The sequence below is a fragment of the Dryocola clanedunensis genome (assembly GCF_038405435.1).
GTDB classification, from domain to species: Bacteria; Pseudomonadota; Gammaproteobacteria; order Enterobacterales; family Enterobacteriaceae; genus Dryocola; species Dryocola clanedunensis_A.
On the sequence record NZ_JBBYHZ010000005.1, the window covers coordinates 37048 to 58555 of the forward strand.

Genomic DNA, 21508 nt, shown 5'->3' on the forward strand with positions numbered 1-21508 from the left:
GTTAAATCATGGGATCAGTGTTTTCTTAGAACTTCGACGCTGCCGTCCGGCATTTTCTGAATCAGCAGCTCGGTCAGCGATTTCAGCGCGTAGTCAACGTGTTCCAGGCGAGGCGTGTCGCCAGGCGCGTTCACCGCGATCACGTGGCAGCCCGCAGCCAGGCCGGACAAAATCCCCGCCGGAGCATCTTCCACCACGACGCACTCTTCTGGCTCAAGGCCCAGCAGCTGTGCGCCCAGCAGATAGGCGTCCGGCTCCGGCTTACCGCGCGCCACGCGTTCTGCGGTGACGAAAACTTCCGGCTCCGGCAGCCCGCCCGCCAGGCGGCGCGCGGCGGCAACCGGCACCGAACCAGAGGTGACTATCGCCCAGGGAATGCCCGCTTCATTAAGATGCGCCAGCAGCGCTACCGCACCCGGCAGCGCCGTGACGCCGTCGGTGTCTTCGGATTCGATTTTCTCCAGGCGCAGAAACTCCTGCTGGATCTCTTCTTCAGAGGCTCCCGCCATGAAGTGGCGCAGTGAAGTTATCGCCTGCTTGCCGTGGATAAAGCCCAGCACCTCCTGAGGCGAAATATCAAATCGCTTCGCCCAGTTAACCCATGCGCGCTCAACGGCCGGCAGGGAGTCCACCAGCGTACCGTCCAAATCAAACAGGAAACCTTTACACTTCACCACACGTCTGTCCTCAGGCATTGATAATCTGCGCGATTTCGTTCGCACTTAAATGATACTGACGCGGGCAGGACTGCCACACTTTCAGCATACGTTGGTATTTTTCCCACATTGGGGTCTGGGCGTTGAAACCGTGCGTGCCCGCATCGAAGTGGGCGTAGCGGCCTTCAACGTTAACCATAAAGCGCACGTAGCCCAGGAAGCGCGCTTCGGTGGCGGCGTCAAAGCCCAGGAAAGTCACGCGGCGCTCGTCGATGTTCTGGCTGTCTTTCAGGTTGGCCCAGGAAACGTGCAGCGCGTGGTACATCTCCATAATGTCGATAACCGTGCGGCAGGTCTCTTCGGTCAGCTGGCCAAACTCGCGATCCAGCTCGCGCATTTGCAGGCCGTAGCCACGCTCGATAATCGTTTGCAGGCGGCGATAACGCTCGGCGTTGTCCGGATCCAGCATGGTCATCATTTTGTACTGATTAGATAAAATCAGACGCTGGGCGTTAGTCATTTCCATTTTTAAGCTCCTGTTACGGTAAAAGTCCCGCTAAAAAGTATGCCTTCCTTTATATGCGTAATCGCCCTGCTTTTACAAATCATCGAGGAAAGTTTTATCCAGCTGATTAAAGGCACGTTTAAGCACATCGGCTAACGCCTGGTAGTCCGGCTTGCCTTCGACGGGGGCCAGCGCCTGCCCGGCTTCTTCAAGCTTGCCGCGCACTTCGTAGTACCAGCCTAACAGGGTTGGCGGCAGCGGGGTCACGGAGCGTTTGCCCAGCCACCACAGCCCCTGCATCGGCAGGCTACAGGCAAAAAGTGCGGTTGCTACGGCGGGGCCAAGCTGGCCGCCAAGGGCGATTTGCCAGGTCAACGTGAAGATGGCGAGCGGAGGCATAAAGCGGATCGCAAAGCGGGTGGCGCGGATCACGCGGTTTTCGACAAAGATAGGGGCGAGGCGTTTATCCACGGGCCAGGTCTTTGAATAATGCTGGCCACGACCAAAAAGGCTGAACCAGCTTATGTGGCTATTCTGGGGTGTCGACATGGCTTTACCTCAACTTCACATATAAAAAATAAAATTTTTGTGCAAGACAACAACTCTATATGACATCATTCAAAATCTTTTGTCTTTACGGGCCACGGAGGTTATCCTGTGCCGGCTTTTGATGGTCGTAGCCGGGAAACCCGCGCCTGTCAAATTATCACTCTACTCGCCTTTGCCGAAAAAATGCGCAAAATGGCGTAAACTCAAGAGACTTTCTTCGCCATGCCAGAAAAACCACTTTGGCATGACGTTAATCATAAATGTCAGCCTCTTCATGCGCTACGCTGAGAGACTATCTGACGTTTTTTTAGCCACGTAAAAGTAGGTACTTCCATGTCGAGTAAGTTAGTACTGGTTCTGAACTGCGGTAGCTCCTCACTGAAATTCGCAATCATTGATGCATTAAACGGTGACGAGTACCTCTCTGGTTTAGCCGAATGTTTCCATCTTCCTGAAGCGCGTATCAAGTGGAAAATGGATGGCGGTAAACAAGAAGCGGCTTTAGGTGCAGGCGCCGCTCACAGTGAAGCTCTTAACTATATGGTTAATACCATTCTGGCACAAAAACCAGAGTTGTCCGAGCAACTGACCGCAATCGGCCACCGCATCGTCCACGGCGGCGAAAAGTACACCAGCTCCGTCGTTATCGACGACTCTGTGATTCAGGGTATCAAAGATTCCGCCTCTTTTGCACCGCTGCATAACCCGGCGCACCTGATCGGTATCGCTGAAGCGCTGAAATCCTTCCCTAAACTGGCTGATAAAAACGTTGCCGTGTTCGACACCGCGTTCCACCAGACCATGCCGGAAGAATCTTACCTCTACGCCCTGCCGTACAAACTGTACAAAGAGCACGGCGTTCGTCGCTACGGCGCACACGGCACCAGCCACTTCTATGTGACTCAGGAAGCGGCCAAAATGCTGAACAAGCCGGTGGAAGAAGTGAACATCATCACTTGCCACCTGGGCAACGGCGGCTCCGTTTCTGCTATTCGTAACGGCGAATGTGTTGATACTTCTATGGGTCTGACCCCGCTGGAAGGTCTGGTCATGGGCACTCGCTCTGGTGACATCGACCCGGCTATCATCTTCCACCTGCACGATGCCCTGGGCATGAGCGTTGAAGATATCAACAAAATGTTGACCAAAGAGTCCGGCCTGCTGGGCCTGACCGAAGTCACCAGCGACTGCCGTTATGTTGAAGATAACTACACCACCAAAGCTGACGCTAAGCGTGCAATGGACGTTTACTGCCACCGCCTGGCAAAATACATCGGTTCTTACACCGCGCTGATGGACGGTCGTCTGGACGCGGTTGTGTTCACCGGTGGTATCGGTGAAAACGCGGCAATGGTACGTGAACTGTCTCTGGGCAAACTGGGCGTTCTGGGCTTTGAAGTTGACCACGAACGCAACCTGGCCGCTCGCTTCGGCAAGTCCGGCTACATCAACAAAGAGGGTACCCGCCCGGCGATGGTCATTCCGACCAACGAAGAGCTGGTTATCGCTCAGGATGCATCTCGCCTGACAGCCTGATTCTCCCGCCGCCAGCCTTAGCTGGCGGTGTTGTTTTCTGAGTCTCACAAGCCGCGCTTGTGCAACAAAGAGGTTATCCCGTGTCCCGTACTATTATGTTGATCCCTACCGGAACCAGCGTCGGCCTGACCAGCGTCAGCCTGGGCGTTATCCGTGCTATGGAACAGAAAGGCGTTCGCCTTAGCGTCTTCAAGCCTATTGCCCAGCCGCGTACCGGCGGCGATACGCCAGACCAGACCACCAGCATCGTGCGTGCTAACTCCACCATCCCTGCGGCCGAGCCGCTGCACATGTCCCACGTTGAGTCGCTGCTCTCCAGCAACCAGCAGGACGTGCTGATGGAAGAGATCATCGCCAACTACCACGCCAGCAGCAAAGATGCGGAAGTGGTGCTGGTTGAAGGCCTGGTGCCGACTCGTAAGCACGAGTTCGCCCAGTCCCTGAACTACGAAATCGCCAAAACCCTGAACGCTGAAATCGTCTTCGTGATGTCCCTGGGCAACAACACCCCGGAACAGATGAAAGAGCGTATCGAACTGGCGCGCAGCAGCTTCGGCGGCAGCAAAAACACCAGCATCACCGGCGTTATCATCAACAAGCTGAACGCCCCGGTTGATGAGCAGGGCCGCACCCGTCCAGATCTGTCCGAGATTTTCGATGACTCCACCAAAGCGAGCATCGCAAACATCGATCCGAAAGAGCTCTTTGCCGACAGCCCGCTGCCGGTGCTGGGCTGCGTACCCTGGAGCTTCGAGCTGATTGCCACCCGCGCAATCGACATGGCTCGCCACCTGAACGCAACCGTGATCAACGAAGGTGACATCAAAACCCGCCGCGTGAAGTCCGTGACCTTCTGTGCGCGCAGCATTCCGCACATGCTGGAACACTTCCGCCCAGGTTCACTGCTGGTGACCTCCGCAGACCGTCCGGACGTGCTGGTTGCAGCCTGCCTGGCCGCGATGAACGGCGTTGAAATCGGCGCCATCCTGCTGACCGGCGGCTACGAAATGGACCCGCGCATCACCAAGCTGTGCGAACGTGCCTTTGCCACCGGCCTGCCGCTGTTCATGGTTGATACCAACACCTGGCAGACCTCCCTGAGCCTGCAGAGCTTCAACCTGGAAGTGCCGACCGACGACCATCAGCGCATCGAGAAAGTGCAGGAATATGTGGCAAGCCACATCGACAGCAGCTGGATCGAATCCCTGACCGCCACCTCCGAGCGCAGCCGTCGCCTGTCTCCACCGGCGTTCCGCTACCAGCTGACCGAACTGGCTCGTAAAGCCGGCAAGCGCGTTGTGCTGCCAGAAGGCGACGAGCCGCGTACCGTGAAAGCGGCCGCAATCTGTGCTGAACGCGGTATCGCGACCTGTGTGCTGCTGGGTAACCCGGATGAGATCACCCGTGTTGCTGCGGCGCAGGGCGTTGAGCTGGGCGCAGGCATCGAAATCGTTGACCCGGAAGTGGTTCGCGAAAGCTACGTTGCCCGCCTGGTTGAACTGCGTAAGAACAAAGGCATGAACGAAGCCGTTGCTCGCGAGCAGCTGGAAGACAACGTGGTGCTCGGCACGCTGATGCTGGAGCAGGACGAAGTTGACGGCCTGGTTTCCGGTGCGGTTCACACCACCGCGAACACCATCCGCCCACCGCTGCAGCTGATCAAAACTGCACCGGGCAGCTCGCTGGTTTCCTCCGTATTCTTCATGCTGCTGCCTGAACAGGTTTACGTTTACGGCGACTGCGCGATCAACCCGGATCCAACCGCAGAGCAGCTGGCAGAGATCGCGATTCAGTCTGCGGATTCCGCTGCTGCATTCGGCATCGAGCCACGCGTAGCGATGCTCTCCTACTCCACCGGTACCTCTGGTGCAGGTAGCGACGTAGAGAAAGTGCGTGAAGCGACTCGTCTGGCACAGGAAAAACGTCCTGACCTGATGATCGACGGCCCGCTGCAGTACGACGCCGCCGTAATGGCAGACGTTGCGAAGTCCAAAGCGCCAAACTCCCCGGTTGCGGGTCGTGCTACCGTGTTCATCTTCCCGGACCTGAACACCGGTAACACCACTTACAAAGCGGTACAGCGCTCAGCTGACCTGATCTCCATCGGGCCAATGCTGCAGGGCATGCGCAAGCCGGTCAACGACCTGTCCCGTGGCGCACTGGTAGACGATATCGTTTACACCATCGCGCTGACGGCGATCCAGTCCTCCCAGCAGGACTAAGTTTCGTTGATGAGCAAAAAGGCCGCGAAAGCGGCCTTTTTTATTGGCAGTGTCGGATGACGTAGGGTGGATAAGCGCCAGCGTCATCCACCGAAAAAGCTAAAGCAGTTCCCGCGCGGCCTTAACGATATCGTCCGCAGTCAGGCCGTACTCCTTCTGCAAATAGTCCTGGGTTCCCACCTGGCCATAGCGTTCTTTCACCCCTACCCGCCTCATCGGTACCGGGCAGGTTTCCACTAAGACCTCCGCCACCGCCGATCCCAGCCCGTTGTGGATGCTGTGGTTTTCGCAGGTCACGATGCGCCCGGTTTTCTCCGCATAGTTCTTGACCAGCACGCGGTCGATGGGCTTGAGGGTAAACATATCGATCACCGCCGCCTTCACGCCCTGCACCGCCAGCATATCCGCCGCCTTCAGCGCTTCGGCGACCATAATGCCGTTGGCGATAAGCGTAACGTCCTCGCCGTCGCGCAGCACGTTGCCCTTGCCGATGGTGAAGGTCGCCCCTTCTTCGTAGATCTTCACCGCCTGCTTGCGGATGGTGCGCACCCAGTAAAAACCCTCCAGCGTTATCAGCTGACTGAGGATATCTTTGAACATCGTCGCGTCCGTCACCTCCAGCACGACCGAGTTCGCCAGCCCGCGCACGATGCCCATATCCTCAAACGACATATGCGTGCCGCCGTTATGACAGGCCGTTACCCCCGCGTCGGAAGCAATCACCTTCACGTTGTTACGCTGGTAGTCCAGGGACATAAACAGCTGATCGAAGCAGCGGCGGCTGGCGAAAGCGGTAAAGGTGTGGACGAACGGTTTACGTCCGGTAAGCGACAGCCCCGCCGCCACGCCAATCACGTTGGCCTCCATAATGCCGCAGTTAATCACCTGCTGCGGGTAGTCCCGCTGCACGCTGTCCATCGCCATCGAACTCATCAGATCTGCTTCCAGCGCGATAATCTCGCCGCCTGCCGTAATCTGCTGCTGCACAAATCCCGCGTAGACCTTACGCATCTCAATGCTGTCATTTGTCATCTGCTGCCTCCAGCTCTGCAATAGCCTGCTCAAGCGCCTGTTTTGAGGAATCGGTCAGTCGAATATGATGTGAATTGCTGAGCTGCTCGAGATAAGGCACGCCCTGCCCCTTAATGCTGTCGAGAATCACCACCAGCGGACGTTCAACTTCGCCCCGCACGGGCTTCACGGCTGCCAGCAGGCCGCTGATGTCATCGCCTTTCACGGTCTGCACGTCGAAGCCAAACGAGGTGAATTTCCCCGGCAGGTCAAAGGCGCAGATAATTTCATCCAGCTCGCCGTCCAGCTGCTGCTTATTCCAGTCGATAAACACCGTCAGGTTGTTCAGCTTATGGTGGGCGATGAACTGGAACGCCTCCCAGCACTGCCCCTCGTTCAGCTCGCCGTCGCCGACGATGCAAAAAACTCGGTTGCTGCGCCCGGCAAGTTTGTGGGACAGCGCCATCCCCGCCGCAATGGAAATCCCCTGCCCGAGCGAGCCGGTCGTCGCATCCACGCCGCGCGTTTTCAGGCGATCGGGATGGCTGGGTAATTTGGTGCCGTTCTCGTTGAGCGTGGAAAGCTGCTCAACGGGGAAGTAGCCTTTCAGCGCCAGCGTGCTGTACAGCGCCGGGCCCGCGTGGCCTTTCGACAGCACAAAATAGTCGCGCTCCGCCCAGTCCGGGTCGCCCGGATCGATACGCATCACGTCGCCATACAGCACCGCCAGCGTCTCTACCACCGACATGCTGCCGCCGTAGTGCCCGAATCCGAGCTGCGTTAACGCCTTCAGCGTTTCCAGACGGATATGGCGCGCAAGGGTCGTTACCTCTGCCAGATTACTCATCATTTCACCTCTGCATTGTTTTCAGACGGCACTTTCTTTTTGCCCAGATAGTTGAAGCCCACCAGCACCGCGAACAGCGCGACCACCAGCGCGGTGATGCCAACCGGCGACACGAAGCGCGCCAGATTGCCCAGCACGATGCCAACCACGCCGAAGTCCGCGTCCGAGAAGGTGGTATTGGCGAAGCCGATCGCCCCCAGTACCGGCAGCAGCAGGACGGGCAGGAAGGTGATCAGCAGGCCGTTGGCAAATGAGCCGAGCATTGCGCCACGGCGGCCGCCGGTTGCGTTACCGAACACGCCCGCCGTCGCCCCGGTAAAGAAGTGCGGCACCACGCCCGGCAGTATCAGCACCAGCTTCATCTGCCCGAGCAGGAACAGCCCCACCAGCCCGCCGAGGAAGCTGAACAGGAAGCCAATCAGCACCGCGTTTGGCGCGTAGGGGTAGACCACCGGGCAGTCGAGCGCTGGCCGGGCGTTTGGCACCAGTTTTTCAGAGAAGCCGGTAAACGCCGGAACAATTTCCGCCAGAATCAGGCGCACGCCCTGCAGGATGATAAAGACACCCGCCGCGAAGGTAATCGCCTGAATGATCGAATAAACCAGGAAGTTCTGCCCACCGCTGAGCTGGCCTTCGACATAGTCTTTACCGGCGCAGACGGCGAGGATCATGTAGATGACGATCATGGTCAGCGAGATTGAGATGGAGCTGTCGCGCAGGAAGCTCAGGTTCTTCGGCAGGTTCATCTCTTCCGTTGAACGCGATCCCTTGCCGCATTTACTGCCTATCCAGCCGGAGAGCACGTAGCCCAGCGTCCCAAAATGCCCGAAGCCGATGTCATCGGTGCCGGTAATGCGGCGCATATAGCGCTGGGCAATCGCCGGGAAGAACGCCATGATCAGGCCCAGAATCAGCGAACCGGTAAACACCAGCCCTACGCCCTCGAAGCCAGCGACGGTCAGGATCACGCTTATCATGCAGGCCATATAAAACGTGTGGTGGCCGGTCAGGAAGATATATTTCAGCCTGGTGAAGCGGGCGACGATGATGTTCGCCACCATGCCGAACGCCATAATCAGCGCGGTGGACGCGCCGTATTTCTCCAGCGCAATTGAAACGATGGCTTCGTTATTAGGAATAATTCCCTGAATATTAAAAGCATGTTCAAACATGCCGCCGAGAGGATTTAACGAGCTGACTAATACCGTCGCCCCGCCGCCCAGAACAATAAATCCCAGCACCGTTTTAATTGAGCCTTTCACCACGTCAGAAAAAGATTTCTTTTGCGCCACCAGGCCAATCAGAGCAATTAAGCCAACCAGGATGGCGGGCACCTTAAGAATATCAACAATAAAATTCAGCGTTTCAAGGATAAACATATCCACCTCGCCCTGTAGGGATTAACGGTTAGCAAAATAAGCGCTGAGCTTATCTTCCAGTTCGTTGATATCAATAATGCTGGTCAGCACCACCAGCCTGTCGCCCGGCACGCTGGCACTTTCAGCGATGTCCTTTGCCATTACAAACAGGTCGGCGGCCCCCGGCGTGGCGGAGGATAAATCAGAGTGCTCCACCTCCGCGTCGATATTCAGCTTTTTCAAAACTTTTTTGATATTCATCTCGACCATAAAACTGCTGCCAAGACCCGATCCGCAGATAGCCATTATTTTCATCTTTATTTCCTTTGATTAAGGATGCATACCGCCGCACCGCATTTCAAATGCAATGTAAGAAATCAGGGTAGAAAAGGTAATTCAGTAACGGTTGATTATTGTTTTAATCCCCTCCACGTTTTTTGCTTTATGTAGTAATGCCATATCTTCATCACTGGAAAATAATTCTGCTAACGCAGATATTGTCTCAATATGGCTGTGGCTGTCCGTCGCCGCGAGCATAATTATCAGGTCAACGGGATCGTTATCCTCGGAATTAAAGCTCACCCCTTTTTCAAGCTTCAGGAGAGAGAGCCCTAACCCCTGCGCCCCCTCCTCCGGCCTGGCATGCGGCATGGCCAGCCCAGGCGCCAGCACGTAATACGGCCCGAGCCTGTCGTGCTGCTGCTTAATGGCGGTAACGTAATCCGCCGTAATAATATCGGCGTCCAGCAGGGGCCGCGCGCAAACGTCCAGCGCCTGCATCCAGCTTTCCACCTCCGGCAGCACCCTGATGGTGCCGTCATGTAACCAGCGATTAAGCACGCTCTCCTCCTTTCGGTTTAAAAACGGACCAGCAAGATGGGCAAACTTTATGCAACGCTTCGCCTTCTGACAGTGATGATAGTCACAAAGATAGCGCTACCAAAAACTATCGCGCAAATTTGTGATAGCGCTATCAGATCGTAATCATTGGCCTAAAAGCCAGCGATCGGGTGGATTTCCGGCGTATACTTAACACCGATTTCCCCTGTAGATTCAGGGGAGAAGATGTCACAACAACGATAAGAACAGGCATAACCATGTCCATGACCCGAAAGCGACGTAGTACAGGGAAGGTAACGCTTGCCGATGTAGCCCAGCTGGCAGGCGTCGGCACCATGACCGTATCGCGAGCCCTTCGCACCCCGGACCAGGTCTCTGATAAGCTCCGGGAAAAAATTGAGGCCGCAGTGAGCGAACTCGGCTACATGCCCAACCTGGCGGCCAGCGCGCTGGCATCGGCCTCCTCCTATACCATCGCTATGGTCGTGCCGAGCCTTGCGGAGTCTGGCTGCACGGAGATGTTTGCCGGGCTACAGCAGGTGCTGCAACCGGCGGGCTACCAGATAGTGCTGGCGGAATCGCAGCACCGCCTGGAGCAGGAAGAGAAGCTGCTGGAAACCCTGCTGACCTCAAATCTCGCGGCGGCGATTCTGCTCAGCGCGGATCACAGCGATACCGTACGCAGCTGGCTGACAAACGCCAACGTGCCGGTGCTGGAGATAGGCGCAACGCGCGAAGATCCTATCGACATGAACATCGGCATCGATAACGTCGCGGCGATGTTTGAACTGACGGAGATGCTCATCAGGCGCGGCTACCAGAATATCGGGCTGCTGTGCGCCAACCAGGAGCAGTGGATATTCCAGCAGCATCTTCAGGGCTGGTATAAGGCGATGCTGCGCCACCATATGTCGCCCAATCGGGTGATCAACGCCGCCGCCCCGCCCGTCTTCTCAACCGGAACGGCGCAGCTGCCCGAATTTTTACTGGCCTGGCCGGAGCTGGACGCGCTGGTCTGCGTGTCGGACGAACTGGCCTGCGGCGCGCTGTACGAATGTCAGCGCAGGCGCATCAAGGTGCCGGATGATTTAGCGATTGTTGGTTTTGGGGACAGCGACGTCAGCCGCGTGTGCCAGCCTGCGCTGACAACGATGGCGGTGCCGCATCGTAAGATTGGCATCGAAGCGGGTCGCGCATTACTGGCAAGAATCAACGATGAGCCCTGGGATGCGAACCCGACCATTGCTTCAGCGCTGTGCATGCGGGATAGCTGCTAGAGCCTCCTGTTCCGTCAGATATCCGGGGCGCAACGCTCTGATTATCCCGCGCCTTAAGCTGCTCTGACTGACCGCCTACATTCAGCGGCAGAATCGTTACTTTCTGCCGTCTATTCTGCAGTCAATCACAAAATCCACATCGCTTTTCTACCCTTTCTTGACAACCTGAATGCAGAGTGTCAATTCTTGCTTCACCGATTGAGCAAATGTAATCGCAATGATAATAAAAAGCTGCACTTTGGTTTCTTAACGTCTTAACAAAACCTCTGCCTCAGCGCGCTTTGCCCGGGGCAGTCATCCTGTCCGAGTCAGTGAGGAGCAGAATTATGCGTTACCCTACAGTGTTCAAAGCATCGCTTATGGCGGCATTGGGTTTCAGCGCCGTGGCGCAGGCTCAGGAGGCGGCAACCATTGCCTTTCTGATGCCCGATCAGGCATCAACCCGCTACGAGCAGCATGATTTTCCGGGCTTCAAAGCGGAGCTGACTAAGCTCTGCCAGCAGTGCAAGGTTATCTACCAGAACGCCAACGCCAGCGCCTCTTTGCAACAGCAGCAGTTCAACTCCGCTATTGCCCAGGGCGCGAAGGTGATCGTGCTGGATCCGGTTGACTCTTCCGCCGCCGCAGGCCTGGTGGAAATCGCCCACTCGCAGGACGTAAAAGTAGTGGCCTACGACCGTCCGATCCCCGGCAAACCTGCCGATTTTTATATCTCTTTTGATAACGAAGGTATCGGCTACGCGATATCCACCTCGCTGGTTGAACACCTGAAGGCGACAAACGTGCCCGCAGGCTCCGGCGTGCTGCAAATCAACGGCTCGCCAACGGATGCCGCAGCGGGCCTGATTCGCGACGGTATTCATCGCGGGCTGAAAGAGTCCGGGTATAAAACGCTGGCTGAATTCGACACCCCTGAATGGGCACCGCCAAAAGCGCAGGAGTGGGCAGCCGGGCAGATAACCCGTTTTGGCGACAAGATTAAAGGCGTGGTTGCGGCGAACGACGGAACCGGCGGCGGGGCTATTGCCGCCTTTAAATCCGGCGGCGTACAGCCGATTCCTCCGGTGACGGGTAACGATGCGACAATCGCCGCGCTGCAGCTGATTATCGCCGGGGATCAGTACAACACTATCTCTAAACCATCTGAAATCGTTGCCGCCGCTGCCGCCAATGTTGCGGTACAGCTGATCAACGGCCAGAAGCCGAAGGCCACCTCAACCCTCTACAACACGCCGTCGCAGCTCTTTGTTCCGGCGGTAATCACCGCAAAAAATATCAAAGCGGAAATCTTTGATAAGAAAATCCAGACGCCGCAACAGGTTTGTACCGGAGAGTACCAGCAGGCCTGCCAGAAATTAGGGATCCTCAACTAAGCCGCAGCCGGTGCGTTCGCGGACGCACCGACGATAAGAAGGTTTTTACTATGTTAATCGATAATGGCCTCGCCCCGCGCACGGATAGCCCGCTTCTTCAGCTAAGGAAAATCTCTAAAAATTTTGGCGCCGTTTCTGCCCTGACGGATATCGATCTCGACGTTTACGCGGGTGAAGTCGTGGCGCTGGTCGGCGATAACGGCGCGGGCAAATCGACGCTGGTTAAAGTACTGGCGGGGGTGTATCAGCCCACTTCCGGCACTATTGAATTTGAGGGCAAGGAAATCACTCTCGACAGCCCGGGCAAGGCGCTGGAGCACGGCATTTCCACCGTGTTTCAGGATCTGGCGCTGTGCGAAAACCTGGACGTGGTGGCGAACCTGTTTCTGGGGCACGAGCTGTCGGCCTGGGAGCTGGATGAGGTGACTATGGAGGTGCGGGCCTGGACACTGCTAAAAGAGCTGGCGGCCCGCATTCCCTCAGTGCGCGAACCGGTTGCCTCCCTTTCTGGCGGACAGCGGCAGACCGTCGCTATCGCCCGCTCGCTGCTGCTCAACCCCAAAATCATTATGCTCGATGAACCCACGGCCGCCCTCGGCGTGGCGCAGACCGCAGAGGTGCTGAACCTGATTGAGCGGGTGCGTGAACGCGGGCTGGGCGTGATTATCATCAGTCACAACATGGAAGACGTGCGGGCGGTTGCCGATCGGATAGTGGTTCTGCGCCTGGGCCGCAACAAAGGCATTTTTACGCCGGAGGCCACCAACCAGGATCTGGTTGCCGCCATTACCGGAGCGACGGAGAACGCCGTGTCGCGCCGGGTGGAGAGAAAATCGCATCAACATACGACGGGGGCGAGCTGAGCCATGACCACAACCACCAATAAACCGCTGTCGCCTGAAACCCGGCTGGACCGCAGCGACGAACGCGTCAGTCACCAGGACACGCTTTCCGGCCTGCTTCGTGCTTACATCACGCGTATCAAGACCGGCGACCTGGGGATGATCCCCGTAGTGCTCGGGCTTATCATTATCTCCATCGTCTTTACGGTGCTGAACCCGATTTATCTGGCCCCCAACAACCTGGTCAATATGCTGTTCGACTGCGCTACGGTGGGCTTTATTTCGCTGGGTATCGTCTGCGTACTGCTGCTGGGTGAGATTGATCTTTCCGTAGGGTCGATGAGCGGTCTGGCCTCGGCCATAATCGGCGTGCTATGGGTAAACCAGGGCTGGCCCATTGTGGGCGCGATAGCCGTCGCACTGGCGGTAGGCGCCGCCGTGGGCCTGCTTTACGCCCAGCTGTACAGCCGTTTAGGGATGCCAAGCTTTGTGGCAACCCTCGCCGGGCTGCTCGCGCTGCTCGGCATGCAGCTCTATATTCTCGGCCCGTCGGGAAGCATTAACCTGCCCTACGTTTCCCCGCTGGTGCGCTTCGGCCAGGTGCTGGTGATGCCGGGCTGGCTGGCGCATCTGTTTGCGCTGCTGCCAGGGGTGCTGATGCTGGTCCTGGGGCTGCGCACCCGCACGCGCCGGACTCAGGCCAACCTGTCCTGCGAACCTCTCGGCTCGCTTTGGGCGCGCAGCATATTTATGACTGCCGTGTTCGAATTTATGGTTTTCTATCTCAACATCGGACGCGGGGTTCCGTGGGTATTCGGGCTGTTTATCCTCGTCGTTGTCATGCTGAACTACGCGCTGAAACGGACAAAATGGGGCCGCTCAATGTTTGCCGTTGGGGGCAATCGCGAAGCTGCCCGCCGCTCCGGCATTAACGTACGGCGTATTTATATCAGCGCGTTTATGATTTGTTCCGTGCTGGCAACCACCGGCGGGATCCTTGCCGCTTCACGTCTGGCCTCCGCCAGCCAGCAGGCGGGGACCGGAGACGTGAATCTTAACGCCATCGCGGCGGCGGTGATCGGCGGCACGAGCCTGTTCGGCGGACGCGGCAGCGCATACTCGGCCCTGCTCGGCATCATCGTCATTCAGTGTATTTCCAACGGACTGACGCTGCTCAATCTGCCGTCGTCATTACGCTATATGATAACTGGCGGCGTGCTGGCTATTGCGGTGATTGTGGATTCGATGGCGAGACGCTCGCGGGTGAGCCACGGCCGCGCCTGATTAGCATAAAAAGGGGAAGCGCAGAAGCCGGGTTCACAAAGACCGGTTACTCCCCCGGGTTGGTTTCTGCGCTTCCAGATTTAATAAACCTGCTCAGGCTCCAGCGCGTCGACGAGCTCCCTTAAGGAGGCATAGCGGCCAAACGCCGCCGCAAACTTTGCGTCATCGTAGTCGGGTGCCACCACAAAGGTTTTGATTCCCGCCCGCTGCGCGGCGGTAAAACCATTCAGGCTATCCTCAATCACCCTGCACTCTCCTGCCTCCAGCCCCAGCTTGTGTAATACCTTGCTATAAACTGCGGGATGGGGCTTGCCAAAAAGTTCATCATCCGCGCTGCACACCACGTCAAACCAGTCCCATAATTTCAGCCGGTCAAACACCGCTTCAATGATCTGTTTACAAGAAGAAGTCGCCAATGCCAGGCGGTAGCCAGCGGCACGGAAGCTGCGCAGTGCCTGTTCTAACCCGTTCATTGCCACGCCCTCGCGGCGGATGGCAGCGCAGACCAGGGTAACAATTTGCTCTTCAGCCTGGGGCGAGGAGATGCTCAGCGAGTATCTTTCGCACCATAGCCTTGCGATATCATCAATCCGTTTCCCTTTGGTGAAGCGCTCGCACTCCTCAGCGGTAATGGCGATTCCCTGTTCTGCCAGCACCTCGATTTGGGCACGCTGCCAGAAGCCTTCCGAATCAATAATGACGCCGTCCATATCAAAAATAACCGCTTCAACTTTCATGACTGTTCCGCTTGATTAAATGGCTGACAACGTTGCCAGCCAAAAATCTGTTAAGACGCCCGCACCGCCCCTTTCGTGGCAGAAACTGCGGTACTTTCAAAACCTGGCTGCTCAACGCGGATAAAGTGGCACAGGAAGAAGGCGATGACATACAGCGCGGTATAGGCGATAACCACGCCGAGAGTGCTGAAGTACGGCAGCAGCACAACCGCAATCGCCGGGGCCAGGAAGTTCGACAGACCCGCAGAGAGGTTATAGACGGAGATTGCCGCCCCCTTGTGGCGCGGTTCCAGCGCCGGGAAGACCGCCGCCATCGGCACGAACGCCGCCACGAAAATTCCCAGCGAGATTGCCGGAAGCAGCGCCATGGCGAAGTTATGCCCGAAATGCTGCGGCACGTAGTAGAACGCCAGGCTCGAAAGGGCCATACCGATACAGCCGAACCAGCGCACGACGCGCATCCAGCCCAGTTTTTCTGCGACTATGCCCCAGAAAATATTGGAGAAAATGGTGGTAAAGAAGAACACCGCCCATACCTGTAGCCACTCGGAGGTGGTAAAGCCCAGCTCATCGACGAACATCAGCGGCATGATAACCGCGAAGCCGAACAGCGACAGGGTATTAATGATGCGCACCATGCTCGAATACATAATGCTGCGGTTGGTATAGAGCAGCGTGATTGCCCGGCTCAGCTCGTTGAGCTTCTCTCTGGTGGTGAGGTTGTGCATGTGCGTTGGGGTATGGACGTTACGCAGGGAAATCATCGCAATCACCCCGCCCGCCAGGCAGAAGAATAGCGCCATCCACAGCGTACCCAGCTCGCCCACCAGCGGAATGGTAAAGCTCGGAATGTAGCTGCCCGCCACGCCAATACCAATCGAATAAACCGCCCAGTACCAGCCCAGCGCGGAGCTGGCGTTCTCGCTCTTCACGTTATGGATAATCACCACGATGAAGGAGTAGAGGAACAGCGGATAGGCAAAGCCGCGGATGCCATAGAACAGTAAAATCAACGGATAGTTGGCATGGCCCAGGCCAAAGGTGAGGAACAGCACGTGGAACACGCACCACAGCACGAACCCGATAAACATGGTTTTCTGCGGTGTAATAATTTCGGCGACCACCCCGGATACCCAGGCGGACAGCGCGGCGGCGAGGCCGTAGAGTGTGAAGGCAAATGACGCCTGCGCGGGCGAGAAACCCAGTTCTTTAATGTAGTGGGAGAGGAACGCCAGCTCAAAACCGTCGCCGGTCATGAATACGGCGATGGCGATATAGCCCCACAGCAGGTGAAGCGGTAATCCAAACCATTGTTTGTTAGCAACGGACATAGTGACCTCGTTTCTTATGTACAGGGTAAGCCCCGGCCGTAACCGGGGTCATTTTTATTATTAAAATCAGAAGGTTCTATAATTCAGATCGTTAAGATAGAGCGCGTTAAATTGCCCATAGCGCTTCATCAGCGCGGTATGCTGCTGCGCCCGCGGCGGCCAGGTCTGGTAAATTTCCGGCTTCCTGCAAACCGATGCCAGCTCTTTACCCGCCGCCAGACAGGCCAGGCGGGCAGCCCCCAGCGCGCCGCCGGTTTCGCCGCCCTTGTGGGTGACAATCGGCATATTGAGCACGTCCGCCAGCAGCTGCGCCCACAACGGGCTACGGGCACCGCCTCCTACCAGCGAACACTGTTCAATACGCGTACCGCTTTCCTGCAATACCCGCAGCCCGTCGGCCAGGCCGAAGCTCACGCCTTCAAGCACGGCGTAACCCATGGAGGCGCGATTGCTGGCGTGCGTCAGCCCGTGGAAAATCCCTTTGGCGTTCGGATCGTTATGGGGTGTGCGTTCGCCGGAGAGATACGGCAGGAACATCGGTGCCTCCGCCTTTTCGTCCTCGCCGAGCTGAGCCACCTCTTCCAGCAGCGCCGTTTCGGTGACGCCAACCAGACGGCAGAACCATTGCAGGCAGCTGGCGGCGCTCAGCATCACGCTCATCTGGTGCCAGCGGTTGGGCAGCACGTGGCAAAAAGCATGGACCGCAGAGGCCGGCGCCGGGCGATACGCTTCGTTAACCACAAACAGCACGCCGGAGGTGCCCAGGGAGATAAACGCATCCCCTGGGTTAACCGCCCCGACGCCAATGGCGCTGACCGCGTTGTCGCCGCCGCCCCCGGCCACCACCACCGATGGGTTAAGCCCCCAGCGTTCGGCAATTTCCGGCGCAAGCGTTGCAGAGACATCGCAGCCTTCCACCAGCGCGGGCATATTGCGCCTGGACAAGCCACACTGCTCGAGCAGGCTGTCCGACCAGTCACGCCTTGCAACGTCAAGCCAGAGCGTGCCCGCCGAATCGGACATGTCAGAGATTTTTTTCCCGGTCATCTTTAGCCGCAGATAATCCTTCGGCAGCAAAACCGTCTCGATACGCCTGAAATTTTCCGGCTCATGCCTGCGAACCCACAGCAGCTTCGGTGCCGTAAAGCCCGGCATGGCGAGGTTCCCGGCCACCGTATGCAGCTCAGGAGCCATTTCTTCCAGCTCGGTGCACTCCAACGCGCTGCGGGTATCGTTCCACAGGATGGCCGGGCGAATCACCTCGTCTGACTCGTCCAGCAGCACCGCGCCGTGCATCTGCCCGGAGAGGCCAACGGCTTTAATTGCCGCCCAGTGCTGCCCGCATTTCTCTTTTAGCGTGCTCATCAGGTAGTCGGTGGCTTCCCACCAGGCCTGCGGACTTTGCTCTGACCAGTGCGGATGGGGTCGCTGAATGGTCAGCGGCGCGCTGTGGCTGGTCACGATGTCACCGTTTTCGTCAATGACCAGCGCTTTTACTTCGGAGGTGCCGAGATCGATGCCTAAGTACATGATTTATTCCTCAGCGGATCAGCGAATAAACAGCCTGAATTTTTTCACGCAGCAGCGCGGTGAAGTCTTCCCGCTGCGCCAATTCCCCGAACAGTGCTTTGTCACTGGCGTAAAGCGCAACCGGGTCTTCGGCGTTAAACATGGCGTGTACCGCGTCCGCATCCAGAATGCCGTCCTGGTATTCATACGGCAGCTGGCCCTTGTGCCACTGCTCCATAAAGACAAAGAACAGCGCAGGGAGCATGGCGGTTGCATGCGGAACGGCACCGCGCTGGTAGCATTCGATCATCGTCGGGGTCATCATCGCCGGGATTTTCGAGAAGCCGTCGGCCGCCACCCGCTGGTTGGTATCCTCGATGTACGGGTTAGTAAAGCGTTTGAGCACCACGTCGCGGTAGGTCGGCAGGTCAATGCCGTTATCGCCAAGGCTTGGGATCACATCTTCGGTGACATAGCGGTCGGCCACGGCGTAGATGGCGTCCGTCAGGGTGCTTTCGTGGATAAACTTCATCCCCATCAGCGTGCCCGCCCAAGCGATGCAGCTGTGGGAGGCGTTGAGAATTCGGATTTTCGCCTCTTCATAAGGGATGACAGACTCGACCATCTCCACGCCAATGGCCTCCAGATCCGGGCGAACGTCGCGGAAATTGTCCTCAACGACCCACTGGATAAAGGTTTCGCCCATCACCGGGGCTTTATCGTCAATGCCGGTCTGCGCTTTGATACGCGCGGGCAGATCCGCCGCCGGACGAGGCGTGATACGGTCGACCATCGTGTTCGGACAGGTGGCGTTTGCTGCCAGCCACTCGATGACCGACTGTTTACCGGTCAGCTGCAGGAACTCCTCCAGCCCGTCGTGGAAACGTTCGCCGTTGTGGCGCACGTTATCGCAGTTGAGCAGGGTCAGCGGGCCCGCACCGTTTGCCATGCGCTGCTCAAGGATACGGGTGATGACGCCATAAATCGTTTTGTTGCCGCCCTTCAGATCGCAGGCGAGATCGGCGTTTGCAACCTCCAGCCCGTGGGAAGTATTCAGGTAATAACCCCCCTCCGTCACGGTGAACGCGATGACCCTGGTTTCCGGCTTTGCCCCTTCGGCAATCAGCGGTTGCAGATCGGCCTGCCACGGCAGCAATTTCTGAATGGAGGTGATCTCTTCATAGGCCCGCTCCCCTTCAGGACTGACCGTTTCCAGCACGTAGCGGCCCTTCTGCGCCGTCAGGGCAGCGACGACATGCTCCGCATCATTGCGAATATTCCCGGCGGCGATGTGCCAGCGGGTATCGCCCTGCGCAATCAGACGGTGCAGGTACCAGGCCTGGTGCGCGCGGTGAAAAGATCCCAGACCAATGTGTAACCAGGTATTCGTAGTCATGACGTAGCTCTCCATTCAGGTTTGTGAGCTGAATGTAATTGAACATTTAATTTATTTAAGAGCTTTACGTCACAAAAGAGCAAATGACCTATAAAAATACAAATGACCAGATGCGGATAAATTAGTGTTGCCTGCATGGTCTGCACGCGCCAGAATGCGGGTATCACAGCGGGAAATAGCTTCCCGCCCTCCTTCTAAGGTGCTGAAAAAATTGATAACTGAAGATGATATCCGGTTGGATCAGAAAGTACGCGCCGCGTGGATGTACTACATTGCCGGACAGAACCAGAGCGAAATAGCCACCCAGCTGGGCACCTCCCGCCCTGTCGTACAGCGCCTTCTGGCGGCGGCGAAAGAGGAAGGCATCGTTTCCATTGGCCTTAACCATCCGGTGGCCAGCTGCATGAACTACGCGCAGATGCTGAAAGAAAAATACGATCTGATCGAGTGCAACGTCGTCCCCGCTTTTACCAGCGACATGACGCTCGACAGCGTCTCCTTCGGCTGTTACCAGCTGATGGAGAAATATCTGCACGGCGACAATGACAAAGTGGTCGGCATTGGCTCAGGCCTGACGCTGAAAAAGACCATCCGGCGGATTGATTTCGACAGTGACAATACGCGCTGTGTGGCGTTAATCAGCGCCATGAACGCGGACGGGAAATGTAACTACTACGACGATGTTCCGCTGCTGCTGGCCAGTAAAATCCAGGCCAACTATTATCAGTGGCCCGCGCCGCGCTACGCGCAGACCTCGCTGGAACATCAGATGTGGTGTTCCAACCGCCTGTTCAACAACGTCTCAGATGTTGCCCAGGACGCAGACGTGATCTTCGTCGGCATCGGTGCGCTGTCGCAGCAAAGCCCTATCTTTAAGGATGGGTTTATCACTCTGGAGCAGCTGGAAACCCTGACGCGGCAAGGCGCTATTGGCGAAATTCTGGGCCGCTTTATCGACGCCAGCGGCGACGTGGTGGAGAGCGATATCAACAATCTGATCACCAGCTATGATATCCGCCGCAGCCAGTGTCCACGCATTGCCGCAGCCTGTGGCGAAGACAAACGCCCGGTGATTTACTCGGCGCTGCAGGGCCGGTGGATTAACGGCCTGGTGACCGATGAGCACACTGCCCGCTGGCTGCTCACCCGCTAAAGCGGGCTACCGGTAGTAAGGGTCGGTGGGATTTCGATGCACTGAATTTTGGCGTCGCCGGAATCGATAATCGAAAACGCCGCCTCCAGCATTGCGGGCACGTCCTGACGCACCATATCAATATCGTGCCCCAGCAGCGGCACGAACGGATCCCAGTCAAAGCAGCCCATCGGCGGCTGCTGCGTGCCGGTTTGCCCGCGGGCGGCAAGCCACTGCACCACACCTTCCAGCGAAATGGTCGAATTAACAAACAGGCCGTAAACGCCATCTTCAGGCGGCATAAAGTCCTGTAATCCGGCCTGCACATGCTTCGGCGAATAGCCGTCCACAAAAGTATTTTTCGCTGAAACAACCAGGCCCGCTTCCTGATGCGCATCCCGGAAGCCGCGCAGGCGCTCACGCGTATTGTGATCGTTGCGCCTGCCGCCAATAAAGGTCAGTGCGACCTTCTTACCGAAGCGCTTTTCAGCGTTAAGCAGAATGCGTTCGGTTAACGCCTTCGATCCCGCGTAGTTATCGGAAATAACCGAAGGTGCCAGCGTGCCCGGCAGGTCGAGATTCAGGGTGTGAACGCCCGCCTGTGAACACAGTTCGGAGATCTCATCAGGGCGCGTTGCGCCTGTGGCAATAACCCATTCTACCTGCCATGAGAGCATGGTGCGCACCGCCTCCAGCTCCAGCGCCGGGTCACGACGGGTACAGGTAATAATCGGGAACAGGCCGCGCTCGCGCGCCATCTCTTCAAATTTTTCAACGATAGAGCCAAAGTAGCGGTTATCGTATTTCGGCACAATCATGCCAATCACGCGGGATTTCTCTTTGCGCAGCAGGCTGGCCTGGCGGTTAACCGCGTAGCCCTGCTCCTGAGCCACCTGGGTGACCTTCTCGGCAAGCTTCGCGCTGATGCGGCGCTTCTTCCAGTTGCCGTTAAGAATGGCGCTCACCGCGCTCGCCGAAACCCCGGTCAGCTCCGCCAGGTCATAAATCGTTATTTTCTTCGTTTTCCTGGTGCGTATCACAAATTTCTCTCTCCGTTTTTTATCGGGCTTGCCGCAAATTTCATCTGGTGCTAAATCTGCTCT

At 57.2% G+C, this 21508-nt stretch carries 20 protein-coding genes; 7 read left to right on the forward strand and 13 right to left on the reverse strand.

All coding sequences use genetic code 11. The features are described from left to right. Window positions 1–14 precede the first annotated feature (14 nt). The 3 genes from AAE045_RS12960 to yfbV form a co-directional block, all read right to left on the reverse strand. Window positions 15–695 (reverse strand): sugar phosphatase, encoded by a 681-nt coding sequence (locus tag AAE045_RS12960; protein ID WP_455548092.1) that lies wholly within the window; start codon window positions 693–695, stop codon window positions 15–17. Then, window positions 688–1182 carry a YfbU family protein gene (locus tag AAE045_RS12965; protein WP_271123175.1) on the reverse strand — a complete coding sequence of 165 codons (495 nt, stop codon included), beginning with the start codon at window positions 1180–1182 and terminating at the stop codon, window positions 688–690. Before AAE045_RS12965 ends, AAE045_RS12960 begins: the two co-directional genes overlap by 8 nt. A 72-nt stretch (window positions 1183–1254) precedes the next feature. Next, window positions 1255–1710 carry a terminus macrodomain insulation protein YfbV gene (yfbV, locus tag AAE045_RS12970; RefSeq protein WP_455548093.1) on the reverse strand — a complete coding sequence of 152 codons (456 nt, stop codon included), beginning with the start codon at window positions 1708–1710 and terminating at the stop codon, window positions 1255–1257. A gap of 333 nt (window positions 1711–2043) precedes the next feature. On the opposite strand from yfbV, the gene ackA reads away from it, so the two are divergent. Beyond that, window positions 2044–3246 carry an acetate kinase gene (gene ackA, locus AAE045_RS12975; RefSeq protein ID WP_455548094.1) on the forward strand — a complete coding sequence of 401 codons (1203 nt, stop codon included), beginning with the start codon at window positions 2044–2046 and terminating at the stop codon, window positions 3244–3246. Between the two features lie 80 nt (window positions 3247–3326). Further along, window positions 3327–5468: a phosphate acetyltransferase gene (pta, locus tag AAE045_RS12980; RefSeq protein WP_455548095.1), complete on the forward strand. Its 2142-nt coding sequence runs from the start codon at window positions 3327–3329 to the stop codon at window positions 5466–5468. Between the two features lie 99 nt (window positions 5469–5567). Here the strand turns inward: pta and AAE045_RS12985 are convergent, their stop codons facing one another. The 5 genes from AAE045_RS12985 to AAE045_RS13005 all read right to left on the reverse strand — a co-directional run bounded on the left by AAE045_RS12985 (window position 5568) and on the right by AAE045_RS13005 (window position 9524). Next, on the reverse strand, window positions 5568–6500 hold the full coding sequence (locus AAE045_RS12985; RefSeq protein ID WP_455548096.1) for a transketolase family protein: 933 nt from the start codon (window positions 6498–6500) through the stop codon (window positions 5568–5570). Then, window positions 6490–7326 carry a transketolase gene (locus tag AAE045_RS12990; protein ID WP_455548097.1) on the reverse strand — a complete coding sequence of 279 codons (837 nt, stop codon included), beginning with the start codon at window positions 7324–7326 and terminating at the stop codon, window positions 6490–6492. The genes AAE045_RS12985 and AAE045_RS12990 overlap by 11 nt, the downstream gene beginning before the upstream one ends. Further along, entirely contained in the window at window positions 7326–8705 is a 1380-nt protein-coding gene (locus tag AAE045_RS12995; RefSeq protein ID WP_455548098.1) for a PTS ascorbate transporter subunit IIC, read from the reverse strand. The genes AAE045_RS12990 and AAE045_RS12995 overlap by 1 nt, the downstream gene beginning before the upstream one ends. A gap of 21 nt (window positions 8706–8726) precedes the next feature. Then, window positions 8727–8999: a PTS sugar transporter subunit IIB gene (locus tag AAE045_RS13000; protein WP_455548099.1), complete on the reverse strand. Its 273-nt coding sequence runs from the start codon at window positions 8997–8999 to the stop codon at window positions 8727–8729. Between the two features lie 81 nt (window positions 9000–9080). After that, the gene (locus AAE045_RS13005; protein WP_455548100.1) at window positions 9081–9524 is read right to left on the reverse strand and encodes a PTS sugar transporter subunit IIA; all 444 of its coding nucleotides are present in this window, start codon (window positions 9522–9524) and stop codon (window positions 9081–9083) included. Between the two features lie 257 nt (window positions 9525–9781). Here AAE045_RS13005 and AAE045_RS13010 point away from each other — a divergent pair, with 257 nt between their 5' ends. From AAE045_RS13010 to AAE045_RS13025, 4 genes are all read left to right on the forward strand, one after another. Continuing rightward, window positions 9782–10801 carry a LacI family DNA-binding transcriptional regulator gene (locus AAE045_RS13010; protein ID WP_455548101.1) on the forward strand — a complete coding sequence of 340 codons (1020 nt, stop codon included), beginning with the start codon at window positions 9782–9784 and terminating at the stop codon, window positions 10799–10801. A gap of 359 nt (window positions 10802–11160) precedes the next feature. Beyond that, on the forward strand, window positions 11161–12174 hold the full coding sequence (locus tag AAE045_RS13015; protein ID WP_455548291.1) for an ABC transporter substrate-binding protein: 1014 nt from the start codon (window positions 11161–11163) through the stop codon (window positions 12172–12174). A 50-nt stretch (window positions 12175–12224) separates the two neighbouring features. Continuing rightward, entirely contained in the window at window positions 12225–13037 is an 813-nt protein-coding gene (locus AAE045_RS13020) for an ATP-binding cassette domain-containing protein (protein WP_455548102.1), read from the forward strand. A 3-nt stretch (window positions 13038–13040) separates the two neighbouring features. Next, window positions 13041–14300: a sugar ABC transporter permease gene (locus tag AAE045_RS13025; RefSeq protein ID WP_455548103.1), complete on the forward strand. Its 1260-nt coding sequence runs from the start codon at window positions 13041–13043 to the stop codon at window positions 14298–14300. Window positions 14301–14380: 80 nt separating this feature from the next. Here the strand turns inward: AAE045_RS13025 and AAE045_RS13030 are convergent, their stop codons facing one another. The 4 genes from AAE045_RS13030 to dalD all read right to left on the reverse strand — a co-directional run bounded on the left by AAE045_RS13030 (window position 14381) and on the right by dalD (window position 19273). Next, entirely contained in the window at window positions 14381–15037 is a 657-nt protein-coding gene (locus AAE045_RS13030; RefSeq protein ID WP_455548104.1) for an HAD family hydrolase, read from the reverse strand. A gap of 50 nt (window positions 15038–15087) precedes the next feature. Next, the gene (locus AAE045_RS13035) at window positions 15088–16368 is read right to left on the reverse strand and encodes an RbtT/DalT/CsbX family MFS transporter (protein WP_455548105.1); all 1281 of its coding nucleotides are present in this window, start codon (window positions 16366–16368) and stop codon (window positions 15088–15090) included. A 66-nt stretch (window positions 16369–16434) separates the two neighbouring features. Beyond that, window positions 16435–17898 carry a xylulokinase gene (gene xylB, locus AAE045_RS13040; RefSeq protein WP_455548106.1) on the reverse strand — a complete coding sequence of 488 codons (1464 nt, stop codon included), beginning with the start codon at window positions 17896–17898 and terminating at the stop codon, window positions 16435–16437. Window positions 17899–17908: 10 nt separating this feature from the next. Then, complete coding sequence (dalD, locus tag AAE045_RS13045; RefSeq protein ID WP_455548107.1) at window positions 17909–19273, reverse strand: D-arabinitol 4-dehydrogenase; 1365 nt, start codon at window positions 19271–19273, stop codon at window positions 17909–17911. A gap of 211 nt (window positions 19274–19484) precedes the next feature. Here dalD and AAE045_RS13050 point away from each other — a divergent pair, with 211 nt between their 5' ends. Next, window positions 19485–20426, forward strand: coding sequence for a sugar-binding transcriptional regulator (locus AAE045_RS13050; RefSeq protein WP_455548108.1), 942 nt, complete (start codon window positions 19485–19487; stop codon window positions 20424–20426). Here AAE045_RS13050 and AAE045_RS13055 read toward each other — a convergent pair. Next, the gene (locus tag AAE045_RS13055; protein WP_455548109.1) at window positions 20423–21445 is read right to left on the reverse strand and encodes a LacI family DNA-binding transcriptional regulator; all 1023 of its coding nucleotides are present in this window, start codon (window positions 21443–21445) and stop codon (window positions 20423–20425) included. The genes AAE045_RS13050 and AAE045_RS13055 overlap by 4 nt on opposite strands. Window positions 21446–21508: the final 63 nt, after the last annotated feature.